Source organism: Niveispirillum sp. KHB5.9, from assembly GCF_048066115.1.
Classification (GTDB): domain Bacteria; phylum Pseudomonadota; class Alphaproteobacteria; order Azospirillales; family Azospirillaceae; genus Niveispirillum.
In genome coordinates, this window is the sequence record NZ_JBLTYX010000037.1 from 1 (window position 1) to 26085 (window position 26085).

A 26085-nucleotide genomic window follows, 5' to 3' on the forward strand; every position below is an offset into this window, starting at 1 on the left:
TGGCGATCCCCTACGCATGATAGAGGCGGTGGATGGTCCCCGCCCGTTCACCTTGGCGTTTTGCCATTCTTTGACCTGGGCCTAAGATTGGGCAATCAACGCCCGCCGTCCAGCCCGACAATCGGGCTCGGACCTTAGGATTGCTGCACTGCACATGTCAATAGTGTGCGTCCGGTAACGAGAAAACGTAATTTCGTTTCTTGACTCACAAAATTGACAGGCCCAATCTTCCCTTTACGTAATGGGAAGATACCAGTGAAACAGCGGATTTCAAGCGGTTTCGCGTAGGCTTTCCAACGGTTTCAGCCCCGTGTCAGGCCGGGCACCCACAGCACGTCCGCCGCCCCCTTATCGTTCAGCCAGCGGCCTAGAACGAACAGGTGATCGGACAAGCGGTTGATATATTTAAGCGCTGGTGCCCCGACCGGCTCCGTCAGGGCCAGTTCGGTCATCTCCCGTTCCGCCCGGCGCGCCACGGTGCGGGCCTGGTGCAGATAGGCTGCGGCGGGCTTGCCGCCGGGCAGGATGAAGCTGTTCAGCGGCGCCAGATCGGCGTTCAGCCGGTCGATCTCCGCCTCCAGTCGGTCCACCTGGACATCGACGATGCGCAAGGGCGGGTATGGGGGATTTTCCGCCTCCGGTGTGCACAGATCGGCGCCCAGGTCGAACAGGTCGTTCTGGATGCGGGCCAGCATGGCGTCGGCATCGGCCAGGGCAGGATCGCCGCCCGTATGCAGCCGGGCCAGGCCCAGCACGGCATTGGCCTCATCCACCGTGCCATAGGCGGCGACGCGCAGCGCATGCTTGGCCACGCGGCTGCCATCGCCCAGCGACGTCTGCCCCTTGTCGCCACCACGGGTATAGATGCGGGTCAGGCGGACCATGGGCAGGCTCCGGGAAGGGGATCAGGACGCCATGAAGGCCAGGGCGAACAGCACGACGGCCGCCACCTGCAGCCGGATGCGCCACCACATCAGCTTGTTGCCGTATTTGGCGTTGAAGTCGCCGCCGCGCGCCATGGCGAACAGCCCGATCACCAACACAGCCAGCGTGGCGATCATGGCCAGGACCATGAGGAAGATCATGAAGCCGCTCATGGGGGATGATATAGCGCGGGACCCGCCCGCCGCCCAGGGGTAAAGCGGGGCAAATCGCAGCAGGCCAGGACTCCCGCCCGCTTTTCTGCTAAGAGAGGCGCCGCGACCGCAGCCGGAAGACCGCATGTCCGTTTCGAAGCAAGAAGCCGTCAGGCACCGCCAGGCCGGCATCCCCTTCATCATGGTCACCGTCTTCCTGGACGTGCTGACCTTCAGCCTGACCATTCCCGTCTGGCCCTCCCTGATCAGCCGGTTCAGCGACAATGAGGCATCGGCGGCCTGGTGGATGGGGGCGATGATCGCCAGCTTCTCCATCATGCAGTTCGTGTTCGCACCGGTGCTGGGCGCACTGTCGGACCGGTTCGGCCGGCGCCGCGTCATTCTGGCGTCGGTCGCCGGGATGGGCATCGACCAGTTGTTCATGGCCTTTGCTCCCGGATTGGGCTGGCTGCTGGCCGGGCGCATCGTGGCGGGGCTGACGGCGGCCAATATCACGGCGGCCAATGCCTATATCGCCGATGTCAGCGGGCCGGAGAATAGGGCGAAGAATTTCGGCATGATGGGGGCGGCCTTCGGCGTCGGCTTCATCACCGGGCCGGCGCTGGGCGGGCTGCTGGGGGAGATGGACCTGCGCCTGCCCTTCATGGTGGCGGCCGGTTTGGCGGGGGTGAATTTCCTTTACGGGTTCTTCGTGCTGCCCGAGTCGCTGCACCCGGCCAACCGCCGTGCCTTCACCTGGGCGCGGGCCAATCCGCTGGGCAGTCTGAAGGCATTGGCCAGGCATCCGGCCGTGCTGGGTCTGGCCGCCAGCCGCACCTGCATGGTGCTTGCCATGGGCGTGATGCAGATGGTTTGGGTGCTCTATACCACCAAACGCTATGGCTGGTCGGAACTGGACAATGGCCTGTCGCTGGCCGCCGTGGGGCTGGCCACCGTGGTGGTGCAGGGGGTGCTGATCGCCCGCATCGTGAAATTGTTGGGCGAGGCGAAGACCGCACTGCTGGGCATCAGCCTGGAAGCCATCGCCTATGCCGGTTATGGCAGTGCGCCGACGGGGATGATCTTCTATGGCTTCATCCTGATCCATTCGATGAGCGGCATCAGCTCACCCGCCATCCAAAGCATCGTGGCGCGCAGCGTGGGGGCCGATGAACAGGGCTCCGTCCAGGGGGCCTTTGCCAGCATGCAGAGCCTGACCTTCATCCTGGCGCCGCTGATCGGGGCGGAACTGTTCGCACGCTTCACGGCGGAGGGGGCGACGATCCCCATTCCCGGCATGCCGTTCTATTTCGGGGCCGCGATGCTGGCGCTGGCCGGGCTGGTCGCGGCCTGGGCAGTGCGCCGTGCTCCCGCACCGGTTCCCCAGCCCAACGAACAGGCGGAGGCAGCGTGATGTTCGATAATCTGCCAACCACCGGGTTCCTGCGCCACGTGCGGGCCTGCAACCGGCATGACCTGTCGGGCTTCCGGGCCTTCAGCATCGAGGGCGTCACGGTGGGGCAGGTACGCACCGGCTTCATGGAACGGCTGCTGACGCTGGGCCTGCCCTTCCTGCCCGATGCCGGCGGCATCACCCTGCATCCCGGCCTGGACGGCCCGCAGGCGCGGACCCGTGCCGTGGCTTCCGCCCTGGAACGGCTGGTGGCCGACGGGGTGATCCCCCGGCTGCGCGGGGAGATGTATGGGGTGACGGCGGGCTGGGGCCAGCCGCTGCTGATGGAGATGGACCGTGCCGCCGTGCCCTTCTTCGGGGTCACGGCCTATGGGCTGCACGTCAACGGCTTCGTACGCAGGCCGGAGGGCTTGCATCTCTGGGTGGGCAAGCGGGCCATGGATCGCGGCGTGGCGCCCGGCCAATACGACAATCTGGTCGCCGGCGGACAGCCGGCGGGGCTGAGCCTGCCTGAGAACCTGGTCAAGGAGGCCTGGGAAGAGGCGGGCCTGCCGGCCGAGATGGCGCTGACGGCTGTGCCCGTGGGCACCGTCACCTATCTGATGGAACAGGAGAAGGGGCTGAAGCCCGATGTGCTGTTCCTCTACGATCTGGAACTGCCCGCCGATTTCATCCCCCGCAACACCGACGGGGAGGTGGAACGGTTCGAGCTGTGGCCCATCGCCAAGGTGGCGGCCAGCGTGCGCGACAGCGACGACTGGAAGTTCAACGTCAACCTGACAGTGATCGACTTCCTGATCCGCCATGGCTGGCTGACGCCAGACCATCCGGAATATCTGGATTTGTGCCGGGGATTGCGGCGGTAGGTAGGGGCGGACCTGTCGGCCCGCCCCGTTTCACGGATCAATACCCCGCCGCGTTGCCATCCACCCGCATCTCCGTGCCGGCGCGGTAGACGCCGTTGACATTGTCGCGGACGATGGCTTCGTAGCTGCCATAGTGCAGGCCGGGCTTCACCTCCACCTTGTGCCCGCGCTTCCTCAGCTCTTCCACCACGGCGGGCGACACGCCCTGTTCGACGAAGACGGTGCCGGAGCCTTCACCGGCCTCGCCCGTCGGTTCCGGCGATCCTTCATGCTGCCAGCGGGCGGCGTCGCCCGCCTCCTGCACATTCATGCCGAAATCGATCATGTTGACCAGGACCTGGGTATGGCCCTGCGGCTGCATGCCGCCACCCATGACGCCATAGGCAGCAAAGGGCTGGCCATCCTTGGTGACGAAGCCGGGGATGATAGTGTGGAAGGGGCGCTTGCCCGGCGCATAGACGTTGGGATGCTTGGGATCCAGGGCGAACTGTTCGCCGCGGTCCTGCAGCATGAAGCCCAGCCCGTCGGGCACCAGGCCGGAGCCCATGCCGCGATAGTTGGATTGGATCAGCGCCACCATCAGCCCATCCTTGTCGGCCGTGGACAGGAAGATCGTGTCATGGCTTTCCGGCATGACGCCCGTCTCCGGCGCGCCCGCCTTGCCCAAGTCGATCTGCCCGCGCCGCTTGGCGGCATATTCCTTGGAGATCAGGGTGGTGATGGGCAGCTTCACGAATTCCTGGTCGGCATACCAGCGCGACCGGTCGGCGAAAGCCAGCTTCTTGGCTTCCACCGAGACATGGATGAAATCGGCACTGTTATGGCCCATGGCCTTCAGGTCGTAGCCTTCCAGGATGTTCAGCATCTGGAGCGTGGCCAGCCCCTGGCCGTTGGGCGGGATCTGCCAGACATCATAGCCGCGATAATTGGTGGAGATCGGTTCCACCCACTGCGCCTTGAAATCCGCGAAATCCGCGTAGCGCAGCGGGCCGCCGATGCGCTTCATATAGGCATCGATGGTCTTGGCGATGGTGCCCTTGTAATAGGCGTCATGGCCACCCTTGGCGACGATGGACAATGACCTGGCCAGATCGGGATTGCGGAAGACCTGGCCGGCCGCGGGTGGTTTTCCGTCGATCAGATAGGTCTTGCGGGCATTGTCCAGCTCCTCGATCACCCCGCCCATCTGGTCGAAGCGCCGGAAATTGGCGGCCCAACCCTTGGCGATGAAGGGCGACAGCGGGAAGCCGTCGCTGGCATAGGAAATGGCCGGGGCCAGCACCTTCTCCATCGGCAGCTTGCCGTATTTCCTGTGCATCTCGTACCAGCCGGCGACCGCACCGGGGACGGTGACGGACAGGGAGCCGTGGGACGGGATCATCTTGCCCGGACCCAGCCGCTTGACCAGATCATCCAGGCTCTGCCCCTTGGGCGAACGGCCGGATGCGTTCAGGCCCACGACCTTCCTGGTCTTGGGGTCCCAGATCAGGGCGAACAGGTCGCCGCCCATGCCGCTGCCCGTCGGTTCCACTAGGCCCAGCGTGGCGTTGGCGGCGATGGCCGCGTCAACGGCGCTGCCGCCCTGCTGCAGGATGGAGATGGCGACCTGCGTGGCCAGCGGCTGGCTGGTGGCGGCGGCCCCGTTCTTGGCGATGATCTCCGACCGGCCGGCGAAATTGGCACCGACCAGACGATCGCCGCGCCCGGCCTGGGCCCCATCCACATAATCGGCCGCGACAGCCGTATCGGTGATGATCGGCATGAAAGTCAGCGCCCCCAGCAGCAGCGCGGCGAACCCGCGCCTGGTCCTGTTCTGCATTGTCCGATTGCCTTCCTGTGCATGGATTGCGGGCCTTCGCCCTGTCCCATTGTCCGCCGGTTTCCCAGCGCCTTCGCTTTTACGTCTGTGGTGCCGATCCGGCAACCCTTGCGGCGCAACCGCCGCCCGTGCCAGCCTGCGGCCAGCTTCGTTTTGCCGGGAGATGCGACCCATGCGGGTGATGGTGAATGGCGTGCCGCTCTATTTCGATGTCGAAGGGGCGGAACTGGTGCCCGATGGCGGGACCTTGCGGAAGAAGCCGACCTTGCTGCTGCTGCATGGCGGGCCCGGCTTCGACCATGCCAGCTTCAAGCCCGCCTTTGCCGGCCTGTCCGATTACGCCCAGGTGATCTATCTGGACCATCGCGGCCAGGGGCGCAGCGGTGGGGAGGAAAGGTCGCTCTGGACGCTGGCGCAATGGGCCGACGATGTGAAGGCCTTCTGCGACGCGCTGGGCATCGAGAAGCCGTTCGTGCTGGGCAACAGTTTCGGCGGCTTCGTGGCCATGGAATATATGCGCCGTCATCCGGGCCATGCCGCCGGCATCATCCTGTCCTCCACCGCCGCGCGCATGCGCCTGGACCTGATCGTCCAGGCCTTCGAACGCCGCGGCGGGCCCGCCATCGGCCGGGCGGCGGAAGAATTCTGGTCGGACATCACCGCCGACAAGGTGACCGATTACGCCGCCAAGGTCATGCCCGTCTATACGGTCAAGGCACCGCTTGACGGGCCGGGCCGCGCCCGGTCCATCGTGAAGCCGGAGGTGCTGGAGCATTTTTCCGGCCGGGATGGCGAGATGTGGGGCATGGATTATCGCGACAGCCTGCCCAATGCTGCCAGCCCCGTACTGGTGCTGTGCGGTGACCAGGACCCGATCACGCCCTGGGAATGTTCGGAGGAGATCATCGCCCTCCTGCCCAAGGCGACGTCGGAACTGCACCGGTTCCCCGATTGCGGGCACGGCACCTTCCGTGACGATCCCACCGGCACTTTCGACCTGATCCGCCAATTCATGGGAGTGTGATGGGGCCAGTGGCGGCCAAGACGGGTGGGGTGTGCGTTGCATCACTGCGGCGAGAACGGGGTAGGTCCATCCCTCGTTAACCAAAATTGAACAGCGCTCATTCCCATGCCGACACCCCGCTCCCCTTCCATGTTCTACGCGCTGCTGGCCGGCCTGGCCCTGACCGGGCCGGTGGCGGCGGAGATCACGGGGCCGACGGCGGGGGCGGAGACGGGGACCCTGACCCTGATCCTGGAGAACGACCTGTTCTATAATCTGGACCGCCATTACACCAATGGCGTCCAGGCCGTATGGACCACGGCGCGGGACGAGGTGCCGGACTGGACGCGGGAATGGGCGCGGCTGGTGCCCTTCTTCGCCCAGGATGGCCATGTGCGCGCCGTGTTCGCGCTGGGCCAGAACATGTACACGCCCAGCGACATCGAAACCCGCAATCCGTCGGCGGGCGAACGGCCCTATGCCGGCTGGCTGCACGGGTCGGCCGGGCTGATCAACGAGACCAACCGGCGCATGGACCAGCTGCAATTGACCCTGGGCATGGTCGGTCCGGCGTCGCTGGCCGAGCCGGCGCAGAAGATCGTCCACCGCCTGACCGATGCGCCCAGGCCCCTGGGCTGGAACACCCAGCTGCATAACGAGCCGGGACTGGTCATCACCTATCAGCGCAGTTGGCGCTATGATTTGCTGGAAAGTACGGGCTTCGGCGTGGATGTCATGCCGCATGTCGGCGGGGCGGTGGGTAATATCGCCACCTATGCCGATGTCGGCTTCATGTTCCGGGCCGGCTGGCAGCTGCCGGCGGATTTCGGGCCGGCGCGCATCCAGCCCTCGCTGCCCGGCAGCGGCTTCTTCGAACCCGATGCCCGCCATCCCGTGGGGCTTTACGCCTTCCTGGGCTTTTCCGGCCGTGCCGTGGCCCGCAACATCTTCCTGGACGGCAACACGTTCCGCGACAGCCGGTCGGTGGACCGCAAGGTCTGGGTGGCCGACGTGCAGGCGGGTCTGGCGATGAATGTCTACAATGCCCGCATCACCTATACCCACGTGTTCCGCACACGCGAATTCGCCAGCCAGAAGGAAGGCGACGAATATGGCGCCGTGGCTGTCACCTGGCAATTTTGAGTTCTGTTTTATTTGAATTGAAGCACTTCCCCCACGTCATCCCGGCGAAAGCCGGGACCCAGGGGCCAAGCGCCCAACCTTGCGGCAGCTTCGTCCAGGTAGCGTAGAGGTTCGATCCCGTGGCCCCTGGGTCCCGGCTTTCGCCGGGATGACGATAAGAGGGTGATTCAGAAAGACCTTAAAAAGGCCTGACGATCACCAGGATGACGATGGCGATCATCAGCAGGGTGGGCACCTCATTCAGGATGCGGAAATATTTCTGCGGTTTGGTATTGGCGTCATTGGCGAACAGGCGGACATGCTTGGACAGCACGCCGTGGATGCCCGACATGACCAGCACCAGCGTCAGCTTGGCATGCAGCCAGCCCTGGCCCTTCAGCATTTCCGGGTTCAGCGCGATCATGGTGATGCCGAAGATCCAGGCCCCGGCCATGGCCGGGTTGATGATGGCCTTCAGCAGGCGGCGTTCCATCACCTTGAACGTCTCCGACTGGACGGAGCCCTTCCCCGCCGCGCAATGATAGACGAACAGCCGCGGCAGATAGAGCATGCCCGCCATCCAGGCGATGATGCTGATGACGTGCAGCGCCTTGATCCACTGGTAATAGTCGGCCATGGGCCACGCCTTTCCCGATTTCCCTGCCGGATATCCCGATGGACCTTTGCCCATGCGTTCCGGTCCCGGCTAAATAGCATTGCGCCGCCCTGGTACCAAGAGCGGATGCCAGCGCGCGACAAGGTAGCACCTTGCATACCCGCGTACGCGTGATAGGTTGCCGCAGACACCCCCCTCCGGCCATTCCAGGCCCAGGAACCGACATGGCCGATACCGCCCAGACCGACGCATCCGAACCGGGTGATGCCGAGGTCTTCCAGTTCGATGACGCTTCGCGCGATGCACTGCATATCCTGCCCATGGCCATGCTGCCGTTGCAGACGCCGGGCCTGCGCCGCGCCAAGCTGATCAAGAATGCCCGGCTGGAAACGGTGGTGGAGATTTTCCAGGACCGGTCCACGGGCAGCGGCCAGATCAGCCCCGACCATCTGGGCAGCCTGTTTCCCAGCCATTCCAAATCACTGCGCGTCGACATGGTGCAGATCAGCAAGCTGACCCGCATCAACAGCTTCGACATCTATACGCTGCGCAAGGAACTGCGCCGGGTGGGCATCGCTGTCAACGATGCCAAGTCCTTGCAGCTGTCGGACAGCAAGCGCGCCGAACTGACCGGCTATATGAAGGATTTCACCCGGCCGCTGCTGCAGCAGGTCTATGGTGGGGAACAGCGGCAGATCAGCGATGTGTCGGACATCCTGGCCATGCTGGCCAATCCCGACCGGGAGGAGGCGCTGGCCAATCTGCGCCTCTTGTCGGAAAAGCTGAAGGTGAAGCTGAATGACATTCCCGACTTCCTGGAGGATTACGGCGACGTGTTCCTGTCGCTGGCCTATTTCCGTTCCTGCCTGGACGGTATCGTGCCGGAGGTGCAGAAATTCCTGAAATGGGCGATGGAGCCGAAATCATCGGAACTGATCGCGCGTGACCGCAACATCGTGAAGATGCTGTCCGACGTGCAGTCCAAGCTGACCTCCATCACCACCTCCATCACCGGCCGGTTCGAGGCGTTCGATCGCCGGTCCAAGGATTTCTGGAACGATATCAGTGCCGATAGTTTCCGGTCGGTGCGCCACCAGATCGAAAGCCACCATGTCACCATCGGCGGCGTGCTGTGCGGTCTGGCGGTGAAGATGGCGCTGTGGAAGGCCCGTTTTCCCCAGGGCGGGGCGGGCCCCAACAAGCGGGTGGAATTCGTGCGTTCGGAAATCCTGCCCGGCCTGGACCATATCCTGGCCATCGAGAATGCGGCGTCGGGCATGAAGTGAGGAGGGCAGCTCTTCCCTGCAATGCGCCCATGATCATTGCGAGCGGTTCGCAGGGGTGGGACAAAAGGGGATGAGCGACCAAGCCCTTCCTTCCCCCGCCACCCCGCTTTCCACTATTGCCGCCTGGCGTGCGCGCCTGCCCAGCGGCTGGACGCTGGTGGTCCTGGCCATTGCGCTCGCCGTGGCTCTGCCCGTGCTGATCGTGGGCAGCCGGGTGCTGGTCTCCAGCAACGGGGTCTGGGCGCATCTGGTGGATACGGTGCTGTGGCTCTATATCCGCAACACGCTGATGCTGGCCGGCGGCGTGGCTGTGGGGGTGTGCGTCATCGGGGTGGGTACCGCCTGGCTGGTCACCATGTGCCGTTTTCCGGGCCAGCGCTGGCTGGAATGGGCGCTGCTGCTGCCCATGGCGGTGCCGGCCTATGTGATGGCCTATGTCTATACCGACCTGTTGCAATTCGTGGGGCCGGTGCAGACGGTGTTGCGCGAGATGTTCGGCTGGCGGCGCGCGGATTACTGGTTCCCGGACATCCGGTCCCTGGGCGGGGCCATCGCGGTGCTGTCCTTCGTGCTGTACCCGTATGTTTATCTGCTGGCCCGCGCCGCCTTCCTGGAGCAATCGGTCTGCGCCCTGGAAGTGTCGCGCACCCTGGGAGCCAGTGCCTGGCGCAGCTTCACGCGCGTGGCCCTGCCGCTGGCCCGGCCGGCCATCGCCGCCGGTCTGGCTCTGGCGATGATGGAGGTGCTGGCCGATTTCGGCACGGTGCAGTATTTCGCCGTCGATACCTTCACCACCGGCATCTACCGCACCTGGTTCGCCATGGGGGAACCGGTGGCCGCCGCCCAGCTGGCATCGGTGCTGATGCTGTTCGTCATGGTGCTGGTGGTGATGGAACGCACCAGTCGGGGCCGGGCCCGCTATTTCCATTCCACAGGCCGCTACCGTGCCCTGCCATCCTACAGGCTGTCGGGATTGCGGGCGGCGGGCGCTCTGGCCGCCTGTCTGGCGCCGCTGCTGATCGGCTTCGTCGTCCCGCTGGGCCTGCTGGCCCATATGGCGCTGACGGAGGGGGACAGCCTGTTCGCCGCCAGCTTCCGGCAGCTGGCCGGCAATTCCTTCACCCTGGCCGGCATCACCTCTGTCGTGGCGGTGGCGCTGGCGGCCCTGGTGGCCTATGGGCTGCGGTTGCGGCCCACGCCGGTGCTGAAGGGGGCGGCACGGGTGGCGGCCATGGGCTATGCCGTGCCGGGCAGCGTCGTCGCGGTGGGCATCCTGATCCCCGCCGCCCATGTCGACAATGCCGTGGATGCTTTCATGCGCAGCCATTTCGGCATTTCCACGGGCCTGATCCTGTCGGGCACCATCGTGGCCATCGTCTATGCCTATCTGGTGCGGTTCCTGGCCGTGTCCTTCAATACCGTGGAGGCCAGCCTGTCCAAGATCCGGCCGACCATGGACCAGGCGGCCCGCGTCCTGGGCCAGACGCCGGGCAAGACCCTGCTGAAGGTGCACACGCCGATCATGCGCGGCAGCCTGCTGACGGCGGCACTGCTGGTCTTCGTCGATGTGATGAAGGAACTGCCGGCGACGATGATCGTGCGGCCGTTCAATTTCGACACGCTGGCCGTGCGCGTCTATACGCTGGCCGGCGACGAGCGGTTGGCCGAGGCCAGCACCCCGGCCTTGGCCATCGTTGCCGTCGGCATCATCCCCGTGATCCTGCTCTCCCGCGCCATCGCCAAGAGCCGGCCGGGGAGCGAGGGGTAAGAGCTACACCAGCGGTCATTTCCATGACCGCTGGAGGCCGGCGACCGCCGGCCCGCGCCCACGTGGGCGCGTAAGCCAAGCCGCCGGATGGCGGCGCCCGGCGCCTGAGGGAACAAAAAAATTATTGCCCGGAAGCGATCCGTTCCACCAGCTGCTTCACCGTCGGCACGAAGCCGTTTTCGTACCAGGGGTCTTGGGCGAAACGGTAGGCATTGTGGCCGGCGAACATCAGCTGATGTTCGCAATCCTGCGAATGGCTGATGTTCTGCAAGGTCTTCTGGATGCAGAAGGAACGCGGATCGGCGCGGCGGCCGGTCGTGCCCTCTTCGTTCTGCGACCAGTTGGAAAAGGCGCAGGCCGACAGGCAGCCCATGCAATCCACCTGATCCTTCAGGATGGCGCGGCCGCTTTCCGGGGTCACGAACACCATGGTGTTGTCCGGGGTCTTCAGCGCCTGGGTATAGCCGGCGGCCAGCCAGCCTTCGGCATGCGCCTTGTCGGACGCGCCCAGATAGACGGGGCGGCCGCGTGGGCCCGTGGCGAATTCCTCCGTCAGCTCGCCCACCGGCTCGGTCGCGAACGCCACCTGCCGTTCGGACCGCAGGCGCAGATCCTCCAGGAACGGGTTGCGCACGGCCGACGAATAGAAACCCGTGGGGGAGAACTTGTTCAGGTACACGTCGCCCGGCTTCAGGGTGAGCAGCTTCTGCTTCCAGGCGTCGGAGATGGGGCTTTCCCGGGTCAGCAGCGGGCGGGTGCCATACTGGAAGGCGACGGGCCCGATCTCCGGATTGTCCAGCCAGTGCTCCCATTCCGACAGCCACCACACGCCACCGGCCATGACGATGGGCGTGGATTGCAGGCCGAAGCTGTTCATCATCTGGCGCAGGGCGGCGACGCGGGGATACGGGTCCTCCGGCTTCTGCGGGTCCTCGCTGTTGGACAGGCCATTATGGCCGCCGGCCAGCCACGGGTCCTCATAGACCACGCCGCCCAGCAGTTCGGGGTGCTTGTTATAGGCGCGCAGCCACAGGGCGCGGAAGGCGCGGGCCGAGCTGACGATGGGATAGTAATGCACGCCATGGCGCACGGCGATCTCCGCCACGCGATAGGGCATGCCGGCACCACAGGTCACGCCATGGACCAGGCCCTTGGCCCCTTCCAGGATGCCTTCCAGGATTTCCTCGGCCCCGCCCATTTCCCACAGCACATTGACATGGATGCGGCCATTGCCGTTCGACACCTCATGCGCGATGCGGGCCTGGGTGATGCCGCCCTCGATGCCATAGGCGATCAGCTCGTGATGGCGCTCGCGCCTTGTGCGGGTCTTGTAGACCTGGGGGATGAAATTGCCGTCCTCGTCATAGGTGTCGGCGTTGACGCCGGAGAAGGTGCCGATACCGCCGGCGGCGGCCCAGGCCCCGCAGCTTTGCCCGTTCGACACGGCAATACCCTTGCCGCCCTCGACCAGGGGCAGCACTTCCTTGCCGGACATGACCAGGGGCTTCAGCGCCTTCACCGTGACTTCCTCCAAAAGACCGACCGCCATCGGTCCCGCCGCCGTTTCCGGCGCGGGTTCCTACGGGTGCACATATAGGAAAAGATATCGAAGCGAAAGAGGGGGTGGTCAGTCGCGATGCATTATGTTGACGTAACGGAAGGTGACATCGCCAAGGGGAGGCTGGGAATGTCGGTAATGGGCCGCGAGGGACAGGTCACGCCCTGCCTGCGCTATAAGGACGCAAAAGCCGCCATTTCCTGGCTGAGCCGGGTGGTCGGCTTCACCGAACAGCTGGTCGTGCCGGGGGAGGGCGATCAGATCGTGCATGCCCAGCTGGTGCTGGGCAATGGCATGATCATGCTGTCCAGCGACCGGGAGGACCAGTACGGGTTCCGGGCACCGGGGCCGGACGGGTCGGGCGCGGCGCTGAACTGTTTCATCATCACGGCACTGGACGCGCTCTATGCCCGCGTCACGGCGGCGGGGGAGAAGGTGTTGGAGGGCGGGATCATCGACACGCCCTATGGGTCACGGGCCTTCACCATCCGCGATCCGGAGGGACATCTGTGGCATTTCGGGACGTATGATCCCTGGGCGTGAGCGGGCACAGATAATGCCCTCCCTCTCCCGCAAGCGGGCGATGGCGAGATTTCACATGTAATGGCCCAGCGACAGGAAATTCTCCTTCGTCGTCTCATCCACGGGCAGGCCGCGCTCCACGACCAGTTCCGCCACCCTTGCCGTTATGGCATCGAAGCCCACCAACTGGCTTTCGATGCTGTAACGCCCCCGGCCGGCCTGGATGGTCAATTGCATCCAGCCTCCCGATTTGTCCTTCTTCGTGGAATAGTAACGCAGCTTCACGCCCGTGATCTGGTCCCAACGGACCATCACCATGAAGAACCCGCGGGGCATGACCAGCCCCTGGTCGGACAGCCGGCAATACGCGCCCCGGCGGGCCAGCGTGCGCAGCCCCAGCCATCCGAACAGCCCCGCACCCGCCAGCAGCGGCACCGCCACCAGCGGATGGGCGTCGAACCCGACCAGGGCCAGCGGACCCAGCGTCACCGCCAGACCCAGGCCGGCACGCAACGCGTCGGCCTTCAGGCTGTCGGCCGGGTACCGGCCGGGCTCGCTCACTTCGACATTCCGTGGGCGCGCAGGATGAAGGCCTGGGCCACCGCCACTTCCTTCAGCTTGTCGAAGCGGCCGGTGGAGCCGCCATGGCCGGCACTCATCTCCGTCTTCAGCATCAGGACATTGTCGTCGGTCTTGTAGGCGCGCAGCCTGGCCGCCCACTTGGCCGGCTCCCAATAGGTGACGCGGTAATCGTTCAGGCCGGCGGTGATCAGGATCGGCGGATAGGGCCGGCGGGTGACATTGTCATAGGGGCTGTAGGTCTTCATGACCTTGTAGATCTCCGGAATGCTGGGATTGCCCCATTCCGGATAATCGCCCGTGGTCAGCGGCAGCGTGTCGTCGAACAGGGTGTTCAGCACATCGACGAAGGGCACATGCGCCACGGCGCCGGCGAACATGCCGTCGGACGCCATGTTCAAAACCGCCCCCATCAGGGTGCCGCCGGCCGACCCGCCCTCGATGCTGATCTGGCCGGGGCTGGTGAATTTCTGGGCCACCAGGAATTCGGCCACATCCAGGAAATCGTTGAAGGTGTTGGGCTTGTTGGTCAGGCGCCCGGCATCGTGCCAGGGCCGGCCCATCTCCTCGCCCCCGCGGATATGGGCGATGGCATAGACGAAGCCGCGATCCAGCAGACCGATACGGTTGGGGGAGAAGCCTGGTTCCATGGCGATGGAATAGGAACCGTAGCCATAGAGATGCAGCGGGGCCTTGCCGTCCTTCACCAGATCCTTGCGATAGACGATGGAGACGGGGATCGGCGTGCCATCGCGCGCCGGGGCCATCAGCCGTTCCGAGGTATAGAGGGCGGGATCATAGCCGCTGGGGATTTCCTGCACCTTGCGGGTGGTCAGGGTGCGGGCCGCCAGGTCATAGTCGAATACGGTGGGCGGCGTGACCAGCGAGTGGTAACGCACGCGCAGCGTACCCGTCTCATACTCCTCGTTGTTCAGGCCGGAGACGGCGAAGGCCGCGTCGGGGAAGGTGATGGTGTGGCTGGCGCCCTTGGCATCCAGCACCCAGACCTGCTGGGTGCCATCCTGGCGGCCGAACACCACCAGCCAGTCTTTCAGGGACAGCAGACCGGTCAGATACTGATTGTCGGCCCCCGCCATCACCTCCGTCCAGCTCTTCTCAGACCAGTCATTGATCGGCGTCTTCAGCAGGCGGAAATTCAGGTGCTTGTCGTTGGACAGAATCCACAGGCTGTCGCCCTGGTCGGCCACGGAATAGAGATGGTTCTCCCGACGCGGGATGACGGCCTTGGGCTTGGCCGTGGGGTTGTCGGACGGGATCAGCAGGGTTTCCGACGAGACCAGCGTGCCCGACCCGATCTCGATGAAGCGGCCGGACTGGCTCTCGCCGATGCCGACCCACCAGGACGGGTCCTTCTCCTCATAGACCAGCACGCCGGCATCGGCCTTGGCGCCCAACGACGTGCGCATCACCTGCTTGGGTCGCTGGCTTTCATCCTTCAGCACATAGAACAGGGTCTTGTTGTCGGCGGCCCAGACGACGGAGCCGGACGTGCCGGCAATGGGCTGGCCCACGAACTCACCATTCGTCAGGTCTTTCACGACGATGGTGAAGTTTTCCGAGCCGTTATCGTCGAAGCTGTAGGCCAGATAGCGGCCGTCGGGGCTGGGTTCCAGCGCCTCGACATCGTAGAACTCCTTGCCCTTGGCCAGTTCGTTGACGTCCAGGATGGTCTTCTCCGACCCCTCGGCCTCACCCTTGGCGCGGCGCACGAAGGTGGGGTGGTCCTGGCCGGCGGCGAAGCGCGACTGGTAGATGTATCCCCCGCGCGGATAGGGCACGCCGGTATCATCCTCCTTCACGCGGCCCTTCAGCTCGGCGAACAGGCTGGCGCGCAGGCCATCCTCCTCCTTGCCCAGGACCTGATCGGTATAGGCGTTTTCCGCCTTCAGGTAATCCAGCACGTCCGGATCGTCGACCTTGGGATAATCCTTGTCGCGCAGCCAGTCATAGGGGTCGGTCCAGGTGTCGCCATGGCGGACATGGGTGACGGGGATCTGCTTGGCCACCGGCGGGGCGGGGAACAGGCTCTGGCGCAAGGGCGGCAGATCGGCGCTGGCCTGGGGGGCGGTTTCGGCAGGCATTTCGGCGTGGTTCCTCGGCAGCGTCACATAGGCCAGCGTGGTGGCCCCGACCAGGGCGGCGAACAGGATCAGGATGCCGGGCCGCTTCGGCCCCCCCTTGGAATGGTCACCCGACGACATGATGGCGCGCCCTTTCACGGATTGCGGTTGCCGGCAGGATAGGCAAGCCGGCCCAACCCGCCAACGGTGAAATCCTGGCGAACCCATCATTTAGGGCGGGCGTCGGCCCCTAAAACGCTTTATGGTGGTACCCAGTACAGGCAGTCGCCCGTCCGTTCACCACCGAAAGCGGGGGAGCGGGTGGAGCGGCGTACTCTTGTTTCGGTTCCCCTGGGTCAGAAGCACCCTCTGGAACAGCTGACGGGACGGGGCGTGACCTTTGGTCGATGACGATTTCCTGTTCGCGGAGGATGGCACCCTGAAGGGTGCGCCGGCCGTGTCGACGGAAAGCCGCCAGCCGGACGGCCCGCCTTGGCGCATCCTGATCGTCGATGATGACGAAGAGGTGCATTCCGTCACCCGCTACGCCCTGCGCAAGGTGCGTTTCCGCGACCGGCCGCTGGAACTGCTGTCGGCCTATTCCGCATCCCAGGCCCTGACCATGCTGGCGACAGAGGCCTCTGTCGCCCTGGTGCTGCTGGATGTGGTGATGGAGACGGATGATGCCGGCCTGCGGCTAGTGCGTGCCATCCGCCAGAATCTGGGCGACACGGCCGTGCGCATCATCCTGCGCACCGGCCAGCCGGGGCAGGCACCGGAAGAACGCGTGATCGTCGATTACGACGTCAACGACTACAAGGCCAAGACGGAACTGACTTCGCAGAAGCTGTTCACCACGGTGATCGCGGCCTTGCGCGCCTATGACAGCATCACGACGATCGAGGCCAACCGCCGCGGCCTGCGCCGCATGATCGCGCTGGACGATCGGCTGCGCCCGGACATGGGGCTGGAAGCCTATGCCCAGACCGTGCTGGAACAGGTGGGCCCCATCCTGGGCGCCAATGCCAGCGGCTTGGCCTGTGTCGTGGAAGGGGTGGAGGGCTGGTCCATCGGCGGCACCCGCTTCCGGCCCCTGGCCGCCACGGGCGGGTTTGCCGGCACAGGCACCGTGCCGGCGACAAGCGCCCTGCATGTCCGGCTGACGGCGGCCCTGGTGGCCAAGCGCACGGGCGTGGATGGGCGCACGGCCATCCTCTACATGCCCGGCCCCGATGGCGGCGCCTTCCTGGCGCTGCTGGATTTCGACCGGCCCCTGCTGCCGGCGGATGCGGAGATGCTGGGCGTGCTGACCGCGAAGTTCGCGGGCGGGCTGGTCAATCTGGTGCTCTATGAACAGCTGAGCCAGGCCAATACCGATCTGCGGGCTCTGGCCCAGACGCTGGAACATCGCGTGGCGGAGCGGACCCGCGAATTGTCGGAAGCCAATGCCAAGCTGGAAACGCTGGCCAGCATCGACAGTCTGACCGGCATCCTGAACCGCCGCCGCTTCATGGAGCTGGCGGAGGCGGAATGGGACCGGTCGACGCGCTATGGCCGGCCCTTCTCCCTGCTGCTGCTGGATCTGGACCAGTTCAAGCGCATCAATGACGGTTATGGCCATGCCGCCGGCGACACGGCCATCCGGGTGGCGGCCGAACGGGCGGCCTCCGCGTTGCGCACCACCGACAGTCTGGCCCGTTTCGGCGGGGAGGAACTGGTGGTGCTGCTGCCCGAGTCGGAACTGGCGGCGGCCACGCTGGTGGCGGAGCGCATCCGGGCATCCATCGGCAGCCACCCCGTCCTGCATGAGGACAAGGCCATTCCGCTGACCACCAGCATCGGTGTCGCCACCTGGCGGGGCGAGGGGGAAAGCCTGGCGGAGCTGCTGGACCGCGCCGACCAGGCGCTGTATCAGGCCAAGCAGCTGGGCCGCAACCGCGTGGAAGCGTCCCGCATCACCGTTTCCTGAGGCACCTTCCCATTATGTTTCCTGCCTTCCCGCGTCCCGTCCATGCCGTGATCTTCGACATGGACGGGCTGCTGATCGATACCGAACGCCATGTGCGCGAGGCGACGCTGGGCGCGGCCATGGATATCGGCCTGCCCATGGGCGATGATTTCTATGCCGGCATCATCGGCACGCCCTGGCCGGAAACCTTCGAGATGCTGAAGGGTTATTTCGGCGGGCAGGACGGGTTCGACCGTTTCCGCAGCCATTTCATGCCCCGGATGGAAGCGCTGCGCCAGGGCGTGGAGATGATGAAGGGCGTGGTCGAACTGCTGGACCGGCTGGAGACGCTGGGCCTGCCCAAGGCGGTGGCGACCTCCACCGGCCGGGCCAAGGCGGACGAACATCTGCGCCATGTCGGCATCCATCACCGTTTCAAGGCCATCGTCACCCGTGACGACGTGACCTGCGGCAAGCCGCATCCGGAGCCCTATCTGACGGCGGCGGGGTTGCTGGGTGTCGATCCCGTCCATTGCCTGGCGCTGGAGGACAGCCATAACGGCATCCGCTCCGCCCATGGCGCCGGGATGATGGCAGTGATGGTGCCCGACCTGCTGCCCGCCACCGACGAGATGCGCCGTCTGGCCCTGCATGTGGCGGATGATCTGCATGGGGTGCGGGCGCTGCTGGGGTGAGGGGCTGGCGCCTGTTTCCAGTCAGCGTAAAACCGCTTCTCAATGGAAATTCCGTCCCTCCCCGAACACCTGCGCCGGCAATGCGTCGGGCAGGGACAGGTCGTTGGCGGCCGACGGTCCCTCGTTCAGGGCGTGCAGATGGGGTGACAGGTCGATCAGCCGTTCGGCCACGACATGGATCACATCCCCCTCGCGCTGCAACCGCCCGCGCACACCCATCAGGGTAGCGGTCATCAGGGTGCGGCGGAACCGTTCCATAACGGAGTTCCAGACGACGAGATTGGCGATGCCCGTCTCATCCTCCAGCGTCACGAAGATCACGCCCGACGCCGTGCCCGGCCGCTGGCGCACCAGGGTCAGGCCGGCGGTATTGATCATGGTGCCGGGCTTGGCATCACCCAGCGCCTTGGTCGGCATCATGCCTAGCCCGGTCATGGTGGTGCGCAGCAGGGCCAGCGGATGGGCACGCAGGCTCAGCCCCTGGGTGCGGTAATCGGCCCAGACCTGTTCGCCGATGGCGAGCGCGGGCAGCATCGCCTCCGGCTCGTCCCCCATATCGACGGGCGGGCGGTTGTCGCCGATGCGCCGGGCACCCTCGGCCGCCTGGAACAAAGGCAGGGGTTTGCCGCCCAGCCGCTTTACCTCCCACAGGGCCTGGCGCCGGTCCTGGCCCAGCGGGGCGAAGACATCGGCATCGGCCAGCCGTTCCAGCACCGACACGGCCAAACCCGTGCGCCGCCACAGGTCGCGGATCGTGTCATAGCCGCCGTTACGCGCCTGGGCGATGGCGATCGCCGCTTCCTGCCGCAGCCCCTTCACCTGTCGGAAACCCAGACGCAGGGCCGGGCCGCCGCGCCCTTCCTCCAGGGTGCAGTCCCATTCCGAGCGGTTGATATCCACCGGCCGTATCTCCACCTTGTGCTCCGCCGCATCGCGCACGATCTGTGCGGGCTGGTAGAAACCCATGGGCTGGCTGTTCAAAAGCGCGCAGGCGAAGATCGCCGGGTGATGGCATTTCAGCCAGGAGGAGGCATAGGCCAGCTGGGCGAAGCTGACCGCGTGGCTTTCGGGGAAGCCGTAGCTGCCGAAGCCCTGGATCTGCTTGAAGCAGCGGGCTGCATAGTCGGGCTCATATCCCTTGCCGATCATGCCCTGGATGAACTCCGTCTCGAACGCCCCCACCCCGCCGGTCTTCTTGAAGGTGGCCATGGCGCGGCGCAGCTGGTCGGCGCGGCCGGGGGAGAAGCCGGCGGCGACGATGGCCATGCTCATGGCCTGTTCCTGGAACAAGGGTACGCCCAGGGTGCGTTTCAGCACATTCTCCAGCTCCGGCTTGGGAAAGGTGACTTTCTCATCCCCTCGACGTCGCTTCAGATAGGGATGCACCATGTCTCCCTGGATGGGACCGGGGCGGACGATGGCGACCTCGATCACCAGATCATAGAACACCTTGGGGCGCAGGCGCGGCAGCATGGACATCTGCGCCCGGCTTTCGATCTGGAACACGCCGATCGTGTCGGCCTTGCAGATCATCTCATAGGTTTCACGGTCATCCTGCGGAATATCGGTCAGGACCAGGGGCCGGCCCAGCCGCTGGCCCAGCATCTCCAGCCCGCGGCGCATGCAGGACAGCATGCCCAGGGCCAGCACATCGATCTTCAGCAGGCCCAGGGCGTCGACATCGTCCTTGTCCCATTCGACGACGGTGCGATCCTCCATCGCGGCATTCTCGATGGGCACCAGCTCATCCAGGCGGGAACGGGAAATGACGAAGCCGCCGACATGCTGCGACAAATGACGGGGAAAGCCGCGAAGGTCATAGGCAAGCTCCATGCACAGCGCCAGCGTCGGGTCGTTGGGGTCCAGCCCCGCCTCCCGTGCCGTGGTCTCGTGGTTGCTGCTATGCCGGTTCCAGCCCAGGCGGACCAGGGCGCCGATGACATCGTCCGACAGGCCCAGCACCTTGCCCACCTCGCGGATGGCCATGCGCGAGCGATAGCAGATGACGGTGGCCACCAGCCCGGCATGGTCACGGCCATATTTTTCATAGATATACTGCATCACCTCCTCCCGCCGCTCATGCTCGAAATCGACATCGATGTCGGGCGGCTCGCCGCGTTCCTCGGAGATGAAACGTTCGATCAGCAGCTCGTTCTGGTCGGGGTTGACCGAGGTGATGCCCAGGCAGAAACAGACGGCGGAATTGGCCGCCGACCCCCGACCCTGGCAAAGGATGTCCTTGGATCTGGCGAAACGCACGATGTCGTAAACGGTGAGGAAATAGGGCGCGTATTTAAGCCGGCCGATCAGGTCGAACTCATATTCCAGCAATTGCCGGACCTTCTCCGGCACATCCTGCCGATAATATTTCTTCGCCCCCTCCCAGGTCAGCCGCTCCAGTTCCTCCTGCGGGGTGCGGCCATCGGGGATGGGGTCGATCGGGTAGTCGTATTTCAGCTCATCCATGCTGAACCGGCAGCGTTCGGCGATGGCGAGCGTATGGGCCAGGGCGTCGGGCCGGTCGGCGAACAGCGCGGCCATCGCGTCGGCGGGCTTGGGGTAATGCTCGGCATGCGGCGGCAGGCAGCGGCCGGCATTGGCCAGGGTACGGCCATGGTGGATGCAGGTCAGGATATCGTGCAGCCGTTGCCGGTCGGGATGGTGGTAGCGCACATCCTGCGTGGCCAGCAGCCCGATGCCATGACGGTCGGCCAGATCGCCCAGTTGCCGGATGCGGGACCGGTCATAGCCCTGGTAGAGGGCGGCGGCGGCCAGATAAAGCCCGGCGGCGGGCAGGGATTTGAACCGGTCCAGCATGGCGGACAAGGCCGCCAGCCGCTTCGGCGTCGGCCGTTCCGCCGGCGCCAGCACGGCCAGGATCAGACCCTCGGCCCAGACGGCAAGGTCGGCCAGGGACAGGTGGCATTCCCCCTTGGCCCCGCGCCGCTTGCCCAGCGTCAGCAGCCGTGTCAGGCGGCCATAGGCGGCGCGGTCGGTGGGATAGCACAGGACGGGCAGCCCATCGGTCAGGGTCAGGCGGCAGCCCACGATCAGCCGCATGCGATGCTGTTTGCAGGCCACATGCATGCGTACGGCCCCGGCCAGACTGTCATGGTCGGTGATGGCAATTGCCCTGCGCCCCAGCCCGGCGGCGGCCAGCACCAGCTCATGCGGGTGGGAACCGCCGCGCAGGAAGCTGAAATTGCTGGTGACCTGCAGGTCGACATAATCGGGCGCGTTCATGCGCACAGCCCGTGCAGATACCAGCAGGCCCGATCATCCACGGTGCGGAACAGCCAGAGGCGGCGGCCATCGGCCAGTTGCGCGCGGTAATAATCGCGCGTCGGGCCGGTACGGGCCCGCCACCAGTCGGGCCGGATACGTTCCGGCCCTTCCAGCCAATCGATGGTCAGGCGCTTGCCGCGCCAGTGCAGACCGTCGGCCATCTCCACGGGTTCGGGCGGATGCAGCAGCAGCATCGGGCGGGGCCCCTCCATCCGCCAGGTGCGGGGGCGGGCCGGGGGCGGGCGGTTGGGCTGGGGTTTGGGCCAGGGGGTCTTTTCCTCCCCGCCGCTTTCCCCCTTTCCGTCATCCCGGCGCAAGCCGGGAGCCAGGGGCGGGGTGCCCGACCTGTCGGCGGGTTTGGCGGGGACGGCGTTCAGCGAAGGTCCTGTGGCCCCTGGGTCCCGGCTTTCGCCGGGATGACGAGGGATCGTGGAAGGAGGGAGTGCTTCTGGTGTTCCCTCCGCCTCCATCTCCCCCGCCAGTTCCATGGCCAGTTCCGGCCGATGGGTGTCGCGCGGCTGCGGGCGGCCCACCTGATCCTCGCCCAGCCGGTTGACCAGCCGGTCCAAGAGCCCGGTCAGGGCGAAGGCGTCACCGCCGCCCACGGCCAGGCCGGCCTGTTCGGCGGTGAACACATCCGTGGAGGTGGCCACAAGCTGCATGATCTCGATGCCGAAGCCCGGCTCCACCTGGTCGAAGCGCTCACGGAACAGTTTCAGCAGCGCCTGGGGATCGCGGGCCGGACGGGCGGTGCCGATGGCGACATCCTGGGTGGTGGCATCGGTGCGGAAGCAGGTCAGCGACAGGCGCCGGGCACCGCGACCCGCCCCTTCCAGCCGGGCGGAGAGGTCGCGCAGCAGCGACAGGGTCGCCGCCTCGATCGCGTCGCGGGTGGCGATGGGTTCAGGAAAGGACAGGCGTACGCGCCAGAGCGGGGTGGCGGCCTGCGGGGCGACGGGATCGCCGGACAGGCCCAGCATCCGGTCCAGCCGCCGCACCGGTCCCGTGCCATAGCGGGCGACCAGCCCGGCGCGGGGCTGGCGCTGCAGGTCGCCGACGCTGCGCAGACCCACCCGCGCCAGATCCTCGGCCATCCCGTCATCCAGCCGCAGGGCGGCCAGGGGCAGGGGCAGCAGGCTGGCCCAGGTGCTGGTACCCGTGGGCAGGACGGGCCCGGCGCCGGCCGGCCGGTGCCGGGCCCAGCCCCAGGCGGCGGCGGCGCTGTCGCCCAGGCCCAGCCGGTGGGTCAGGCCGGCACGGCCCAGCCTTTCGCCCAGATCGGCCAGCACCCCTTCCTCCCCACCCAGCAGATGGGCGCATCCCGTGATGTCCAGCACCAGACCATCGGTTCCGTCGGTTGCCGCCTGCGGCGTATAGCGCTGGGCCCAGACGGCCAGACGGACCAGAGCGGCGCGGTCGGCCCCGATATCGGCCGGCATGGCCTTCAGGCCGGGGCACAGCGCGCGGGCATCGGCCAGCAGGAGGCCGGGCCGCAACCCGTCGGCACTGGCCAGCGCGTCCACGGCATGAAGGCGGATGCCGCCCTGTCCCGCCAGCGTCAAGGCCAGCGGGCCGGACAAGGCTTCCACCTTATTGCGCCGCCGCCACTGGTCCGTCGGCCAGCGGCTGAGCCAGATGGAGACGAAACGCCGCGTCATCCCAGGCAACCTCCCATCGTCCCGAACCCCCACCCCTTGAGCGGAGCAATGACACAAGCCAGCGGGGCCTTCCCCCCTCCTCATGCGCCGGGGCGTCGCGTGCGGACGCGACATGCCAGCGGGTCAGCGCCGTCGATGGCGGCGGTCGGGCCAAAGGCGGCAGGATCAGCAGGCCCAGCCCGCCCCCATCCTCCGCCGCCAGTTGCAGCCGCCGCCCCGCCACTGGGCCGGGCAGCAACCCGTCACCGACCACGGCGGCCAGGGCCGGACAGCGCAGCGCCTCCTCCAGCACCCAGAGCGCATCGTCGGCACTGGCGGGGCGCAGCAGGATCAGGCGGCCGGGGTCCAGCCCCATGGCGGCCAGACCCGGCCCATAGGGCATGTCGGCCAGGCCCAGCGGATCGCCCTTGTCCTTATGCCGGCACCAGAGGATGGGGCCAGGCGGCAGGCCTGACAGGATGGAGGCCACGTAACCATGTGCCCCGGCATCGCCCGGGGCCGGCAGGAATTCATGCATGCCGCCCCGCACCAGCCCCCCGCCCGGCAGGGCCCCATCCAGCGCGGGCAGTCCCAGGGACAAGGCCGTCCGCCCCTTGGGCGGGCGCACCCGGTCCATGATGGACAGCCGCTCCCGCAGGGCGGCGATGGTGGGGATCGTGTCGGTCATGGGCTTATTGTTCTTGTTTTGTTCCTTTTTGCAAGTACTGAATCTGTTTTGTTTGTTCCCTCAGGCGCCGGGCGCCGACATCCGTCGGCTTGGCTCACGCGACCACGCGGTCGCGGGCCGGCAGTCGTCGGCCTTCATCGGCAAATGCCGATGGTCCGTGTGCCCTCAAGGCAGCGGCTTGCATTTTCAAATATGGAGAAAGGGGGATCGGCGCGGCCGGTGCCGCGCCGATGGACCGGGGATCAGCCCAGACCCTTCTGGCCCATGTCCAGGAACTTCTGGCGGCGGTTCTGGCGCAGGGTGGCGCCGTCCTGGCCGCGCAAGCCATCCAGCGCATCCTCGATGGCATTGCCCAGCGCGGTGATGGTTTCCTCACGCCGGCGATGGGCGCCGCCGATCGGTTCCATCACCACGCGGTCGATGACCGCCAGTTCCTTCAGGTCCTGGGCGGTCAGGCGCAGGGCCGTGGCCGCGTCGGCGGCATTGGTGGCCGAACGCCAGAGGATGGAGGCGCAGCCTTCCGGCGAGATCACCGAATAGATCGAATGTTCCAGCATCAGCACGCGGTCGGCCGCGGCGATGGCGATGGCCCCGCCCGACCCGCCCTCGCCGATGATGGTGGACACCATCGGCACGTTGAGGCGCAGGCAGCTTTCGATCGACTTGGCGATGGCCTCGGCCTGGCCGCGCTCCTCCGCCGAGACGCCGGGGAAGGCGCCGGCCGTATCGACCAGGGAAATGACGGGCAGGTGGAAGCGGTCGGCCATGGCCATCAGGCGCTGGGCCTTGCGGTAACCTTCCGGCTTGGCCATGCCGAAATTGTGCTTCACTCGGCTTTCGGTGTCGTTGCCCTTCTCCTGGCCGATGACGACCACGGAACGGCCACGGAAACGGCCCAGCCCGCCGATGACGGCCCGGTCCTCACCGAACAGCCGGTCGCCGGCCAGCGGCGTGAAATCGGTGATCAGCGCCTCGACATAGTCCAGGCAGTGCGGCCGGTTGGGGTGGCGGGCCACCTGCACCTTCTGCGCCGGAGTCAGCTTGGCGTAGGTGGCCCGCAACAGCTTGTCCACCTTGTCCTGAAGCTTGCGCACCTCGTCGGCGATGTTCAGATCGCCGCCATCGGCCAGATGGCGCAACTCCTCGATCTTGGATTCCAGCTCCGCGATCGGCTTTTCGAATTCAAGGAAATGCATCGACGTGACGGTTCCGCCCTTGGCACTGAAGCGGGCTGATTAGCACGGGACGGGGCCGAGGGCCATAGTGTGTGTGCGCAGGGGTGGTGCCAACGGTCATCTGCGGTGACCGCTGGAGGCCGGCGACTGCCGGCCCGGCGCCTGAGGGAACAAGGAAATCAATCCAGGATGCGCACTTGATCCCCGGCCTTGATCTCTCCGCCCTGTTCGATCCGGGCATAGACGCCGCAGACCACATGCTCGAATCCGCTTTTCAGCGCCTTCAGCAGCGCCATGTCGCGCTCGCCCGTGGCGGGGTTCACCTCCACCGCGGCACAACGCGTCGTGGTCTTGAACACCGACAGCACCGTGTTGCCGATGGCGATGCGCTTGTCGACCCAGCCCATCTCGGCCCAGGGCACCAGGCCCGCCAGATGCAGGTTGGCACGGAAACGCAGGGGATCGACGGGGCGCTGTGTCACCCGTTCGATATCCTTGACGCTGGCCAGGTTCAGCAGCGACACGGCCTTGTCCGGTATGTCGGTGAAATTATGCCCGGGGCTTTCCACGATCTTGAAGGGGCCGGGGGCGGCCGCATCCTTCATATAGGCCGACAGGAACTGGTCGATCAGCAGCCGTCCTGTGGGCGTGTCGATGCGACCGCCGGCCACACGCTTGCCATTGCGGTTCAGCACCAGCATGCAGGTGGCGGGATCGAACACCGCCTGCAAAGTCGCCAGCTTCTCATCCCGCAGCAGGACCAGGAAGTTGGTCTTCGGCTTCCAGGCCGGGGCCAGCGGGTCGAAATGCGTCGCCCGGTGCAGAATGGCGAAGCGCCGGTCATGCGGCAGGCAGCCGCCCGGCGTCAGGGTGACGGTATCCAGCTTCTGGGCCGAAAGACCCTTCACCGGATAATAATGGATGGCATGGAGCGTCGCGGACATGAT

The 26085-nt window shown here is 66.1% G+C and carries 21 protein-coding genes; 9 read left to right on the plus strand and 12 right to left on the minus strand.

The annotated features are described in order from the left end of the window. Window positions 1-302 precede the first annotated feature (302 nt). The gene (locus ACM9HJ_RS29845) at window positions 303-884 is read right to left on the minus strand and encodes a cob(I)yrinic acid a,c-diamide adenosyltransferase (RefSeq protein WP_416575452.1); all 582 of its coding nucleotides are present in this window, start codon (window positions 882-884) and stop codon (window positions 303-305) included. Window positions 885-905: 21 nt separating this feature from the next. Beyond that, window positions 906-1085 (minus strand): twin transmembrane helix small protein, encoded by a 180-nt coding sequence (locus ACM9HJ_RS29850; protein WP_292911342.1) that lies wholly within the window; start codon window positions 1083-1085, stop codon window positions 906-908. 136 nt (window positions 1086-1221) lie between these two features. On the opposite strand from ACM9HJ_RS29850, the gene ACM9HJ_RS29855 reads away from it, so the two are divergent. Then, complete coding sequence (locus ACM9HJ_RS29855) at window positions 1222-2490, plus strand: TCR/Tet family MFS transporter (RefSeq protein ID WP_416575453.1); 1269 nt, start codon at window positions 1222-1224, stop codon at window positions 2488-2490. Then, window positions 2490-3356: a DUF4743 domain-containing protein gene (locus tag ACM9HJ_RS29860; protein ID WP_416575454.1), complete on the plus strand. Its 867-nt coding sequence runs from the start codon at window positions 2490-2492 to the stop codon at window positions 3354-3356. The genes ACM9HJ_RS29855 and ACM9HJ_RS29860 overlap by 1 nt, the downstream gene beginning before the upstream one ends. Before the next feature lie 37 nt (window positions 3357-3393). On the opposite strand, the gene ggt is transcribed toward ACM9HJ_RS29860, so the two are convergent. After that, window positions 3394-5175 (minus strand): gamma-glutamyltransferase, encoded by a 1782-nt coding sequence (ggt, locus tag ACM9HJ_RS29865; RefSeq protein ID WP_416575455.1) that lies wholly within the window; start codon window positions 5173-5175, stop codon window positions 3394-3396. A 172-nt stretch (window positions 5176-5347) separates the two neighbouring features. Here ggt and ACM9HJ_RS29870 point away from each other — a divergent pair, with 172 nt between their 5' ends. Both ACM9HJ_RS29870 and ACM9HJ_RS29875 read left to right on the plus strand, forming a co-directional pair. Then, complete coding sequence (locus tag ACM9HJ_RS29870) at window positions 5348-6199, plus strand: alpha/beta fold hydrolase (RefSeq protein WP_416575456.1); 852 nt, start codon at window positions 5348-5350, stop codon at window positions 6197-6199. A gap of 105 nt (window positions 6200-6304) precedes the next feature. Further along, window positions 6305-7321, plus strand: a complete 1017-nt coding sequence (locus ACM9HJ_RS29875; RefSeq protein WP_416575457.1) for a lipid A deacylase LpxR family protein — start codon at window positions 6305-6307, stop codon at window positions 7319-7321. A gap of 178 nt (window positions 7322-7499) precedes the next feature. Here the strand turns inward: ACM9HJ_RS29875 and hemJ are convergent, their stop codons facing one another. Beyond that, the gene (hemJ, locus tag ACM9HJ_RS29880) at window positions 7500-7937 is read right to left on the minus strand and encodes a protoporphyrinogen oxidase HemJ (RefSeq protein ID WP_416575458.1); all 438 of its coding nucleotides are present in this window, start codon (window positions 7935-7937) and stop codon (window positions 7500-7502) included. Window positions 7938-8140: 203 nt separating this feature from the next. Here hemJ and ACM9HJ_RS29885 point away from each other — a divergent pair, with 203 nt between their 5' ends. Both ACM9HJ_RS29885 and ACM9HJ_RS29890 read left to right on the plus strand, forming a co-directional pair. Then, window positions 8141-9202: a hypothetical protein gene (locus ACM9HJ_RS29885; protein ID WP_416575459.1), complete on the plus strand. Its 1062-nt coding sequence runs from the start codon at window positions 8141-8143 to the stop codon at window positions 9200-9202. Window positions 9203-9272: 70 nt separating this feature from the next. Further along, window positions 9273-10970, plus strand: coding sequence for an ABC transporter permease (locus tag ACM9HJ_RS29890; protein ID WP_416575460.1), 1698 nt, complete (start codon window positions 9273-9275; stop codon window positions 10968-10970). A gap of 121 nt (window positions 10971-11091) precedes the next feature. Here ACM9HJ_RS29890 and ACM9HJ_RS29895 read toward each other — a convergent pair whose 3' ends face one another. Then, the gene (locus ACM9HJ_RS29895) at window positions 11092-12519 is read right to left on the minus strand and encodes an NAD(P)H-dependent flavin oxidoreductase (protein WP_416575461.1); all 1428 of its coding nucleotides are present in this window, start codon (window positions 12517-12519) and stop codon (window positions 11092-11094) included. Between the two features lie 138 nt (window positions 12520-12657). Here ACM9HJ_RS29895 and ACM9HJ_RS29900 point away from each other — a divergent pair, with 138 nt between their 5' ends. Beyond that, window positions 12658-13071 (plus strand): VOC family protein, encoded by a 414-nt coding sequence (locus ACM9HJ_RS29900; protein WP_416575462.1) that lies wholly within the window; start codon window positions 12658-12660, stop codon window positions 13069-13071. A gap of 51 nt (window positions 13072-13122) precedes the next feature. On the opposite strand, the gene ACM9HJ_RS29905 is transcribed toward ACM9HJ_RS29900, so the two are convergent. Then, on the minus strand, window positions 13123-13611 hold the full coding sequence (locus ACM9HJ_RS29905) for a hypothetical protein (protein ID WP_416575463.1): 489 nt from the start codon (window positions 13609-13611) through the stop codon (window positions 13123-13125). Beyond that, a complete protein-coding gene (locus tag ACM9HJ_RS29910) occupies window positions 13608-15851 on the minus strand; it encodes a S9 family peptidase (RefSeq protein WP_416575464.1) in 2244 nt (747 codons plus the stop codon). The genes ACM9HJ_RS29905 and ACM9HJ_RS29910 overlap by 4 nt, the downstream gene beginning before the upstream one ends. A gap of 259 nt (window positions 15852-16110) precedes the next feature. Here ACM9HJ_RS29910 and ACM9HJ_RS29915 point away from each other — a divergent pair, with 259 nt between their 5' ends. Together ACM9HJ_RS29915 and ACM9HJ_RS29920 are read left to right on the plus strand one after the other, a co-directional pair. After that, window positions 16111-17679, plus strand: a complete 1569-nt coding sequence (locus tag ACM9HJ_RS29915; RefSeq protein ID WP_416575465.1) for a diguanylate cyclase — start codon at window positions 16111-16113, stop codon at window positions 17677-17679. Between the two features lie 14 nt (window positions 17680-17693). Then, on the plus strand, window positions 17694-18353 hold the full coding sequence (locus ACM9HJ_RS29920) for an HAD family hydrolase (protein WP_416575466.1): 660 nt from the start codon (window positions 17694-17696) through the stop codon (window positions 18351-18353). Between the two features lie 39 nt (window positions 18354-18392). Here the strand turns inward: ACM9HJ_RS29920 and ACM9HJ_RS29925 are convergent, their stop codons facing one another. From ACM9HJ_RS29925 to ACM9HJ_RS29945, 5 genes are all read right to left on the minus strand, one after another. Then, window positions 18393-21596, minus strand: coding sequence for an error-prone DNA polymerase (locus ACM9HJ_RS29925; protein ID WP_416575467.1), 3204 nt, complete (start codon window positions 21594-21596; stop codon window positions 18393-18395). Further along, on the minus strand, window positions 21593-23296 hold the full coding sequence (locus tag ACM9HJ_RS29930; protein ID WP_416575468.1) for a Y-family DNA polymerase: 1704 nt from the start codon (window positions 23294-23296) through the stop codon (window positions 21593-21595). Before ACM9HJ_RS29930 ends, ACM9HJ_RS29925 begins: the two co-directional genes overlap by 4 nt. Further along, window positions 23229-23963 (minus strand): ImuA family protein, encoded by a 735-nt coding sequence (locus ACM9HJ_RS29935; protein ID WP_416575469.1) that lies wholly within the window; start codon window positions 23961-23963, stop codon window positions 23229-23231. Before ACM9HJ_RS29935 ends, ACM9HJ_RS29930 begins: the two co-directional genes overlap by 68 nt. Window positions 23964-24205: 242 nt before the next feature. Next, window positions 24206-25159 carry an acetyl-CoA carboxylase carboxyltransferase subunit alpha gene (locus ACM9HJ_RS29940; RefSeq protein WP_416575470.1) on the minus strand — a complete coding sequence of 318 codons (954 nt, stop codon included), beginning with the start codon at window positions 25157-25159 and terminating at the stop codon, window positions 24206-24208. Window positions 25160-25317: 158 nt separating this feature from the next. Then, window positions 25318-26082 (minus strand): MOSC domain-containing protein, encoded by a 765-nt coding sequence (locus ACM9HJ_RS29945; protein ID WP_416575471.1) that lies wholly within the window; start codon window positions 26080-26082, stop codon window positions 25318-25320. Window positions 26083-26085: the final 3 nt, after the last annotated feature.

Bases quoted from the DNA above. Each gene is read 5' to 3' on its own strand.
- ACM9HJ_RS29855 (WP_416575453.1), top strand. From the start codon at position 1,222: ATGTCCGTTTCGAAGCAAGAAGCCGTCAGGCACCGCCAGGCCGGCATC.
- ACM9HJ_RS29925 (WP_416575467.1), bottom strand. From the start codon at position 21,596: ATGAACGCGCCCGATTATGTCGACCTGCAGGTCACCAGCAATTTCAGC.
- ACM9HJ_RS29850 (WP_292911342.1), bottom strand. From the start codon at position 1,085: ATGATCTTCCTCATGGTCCTGGCCATGATCGCCACGCTGGCTGTGTTG.
- ACM9HJ_RS29910 (WP_416575464.1), bottom strand. From the start codon at position 15,851: ATGTCGTCGGGTGACCATTCCAAGGGGGGGCCGAAGCGGCCCGGCATC.
- hemJ (WP_416575458.1), bottom strand. From the start codon at position 7,937: ATGGCCGACTATTACCAGTGGATCAAGGCGCTGCACGTCATCAGCATC.
- ACM9HJ_RS29945 (WP_416575471.1), bottom strand. From the start codon at position 26,082: ATGTCCGCGACGCTCCATGCCATCCATTATTATCCGGTGAAGGGTCTT.
- ACM9HJ_RS29890 (WP_416575460.1), top strand. From the start codon at position 9,273: ATGAGCGACCAAGCCCTTCCTTCCCCCGCCACCCCGCTTTCCACTATT.
- ACM9HJ_RS29940 (WP_416575470.1), bottom strand. From the start codon at position 25,159: ATGCATTTCCTTGAATTCGAAAAGCCGATCGCGGAGCTGGAATCCAAG.
- ACM9HJ_RS29935 (WP_416575469.1), bottom strand. From the start codon at position 23,963: ATGACCGACACGATCCCCACCATCGCCGCCCTGCGGGAGCGGCTGTCC.
- ACM9HJ_RS29845 (WP_416575452.1), bottom strand. From the start codon at position 884: ATGGTCCGCCTGACCCGCATCTATACCCGTGGTGGCGACAAGGGGCAG.
- ACM9HJ_RS29900 (WP_416575462.1), top strand. From the start codon at position 12,658: ATGTCGGTAATGGGCCGCGAGGGACAGGTCACGCCCTGCCTGCGCTAT.
- ACM9HJ_RS29885 (WP_416575459.1), top strand. From the start codon at position 8,141: ATGGCCGATACCGCCCAGACCGACGCATCCGAACCGGGTGATGCCGAG.
- ACM9HJ_RS29895 (WP_416575461.1), bottom strand. From the start codon at position 12,519: ATGGCGGTCGGTCTTTTGGAGGAAGTCACGGTGAAGGCGCTGAAGCCC.
- ACM9HJ_RS29920 (WP_416575466.1), top strand. From the start codon at position 17,694: ATGTTTCCTGCCTTCCCGCGTCCCGTCCATGCCGTGATCTTCGACATG.
- ACM9HJ_RS29875 (WP_416575457.1), top strand. From the start codon at position 6,305: ATGCCGACACCCCGCTCCCCTTCCATGTTCTACGCGCTGCTGGCCGGC.
- ACM9HJ_RS29860 (WP_416575454.1), top strand. From the start codon at position 2,490: ATGTTCGATAATCTGCCAACCACCGGGTTCCTGCGCCACGTGCGGGCC.
- ACM9HJ_RS29930 (WP_416575468.1), bottom strand. From the start codon at position 23,296: ATGACGCGGCGTTTCGTCTCCATCTGGCTCAGCCGCTGGCCGACGGAC.
- ACM9HJ_RS29870 (WP_416575456.1), top strand. From the start codon at position 5,348: ATGCGGGTGATGGTGAATGGCGTGCCGCTCTATTTCGATGTCGAAGGG.
- ggt (WP_416575455.1), bottom strand. From the start codon at position 5,175: ATGCAGAACAGGACCAGGCGCGGGTTCGCCGCGCTGCTGCTGGGGGCG.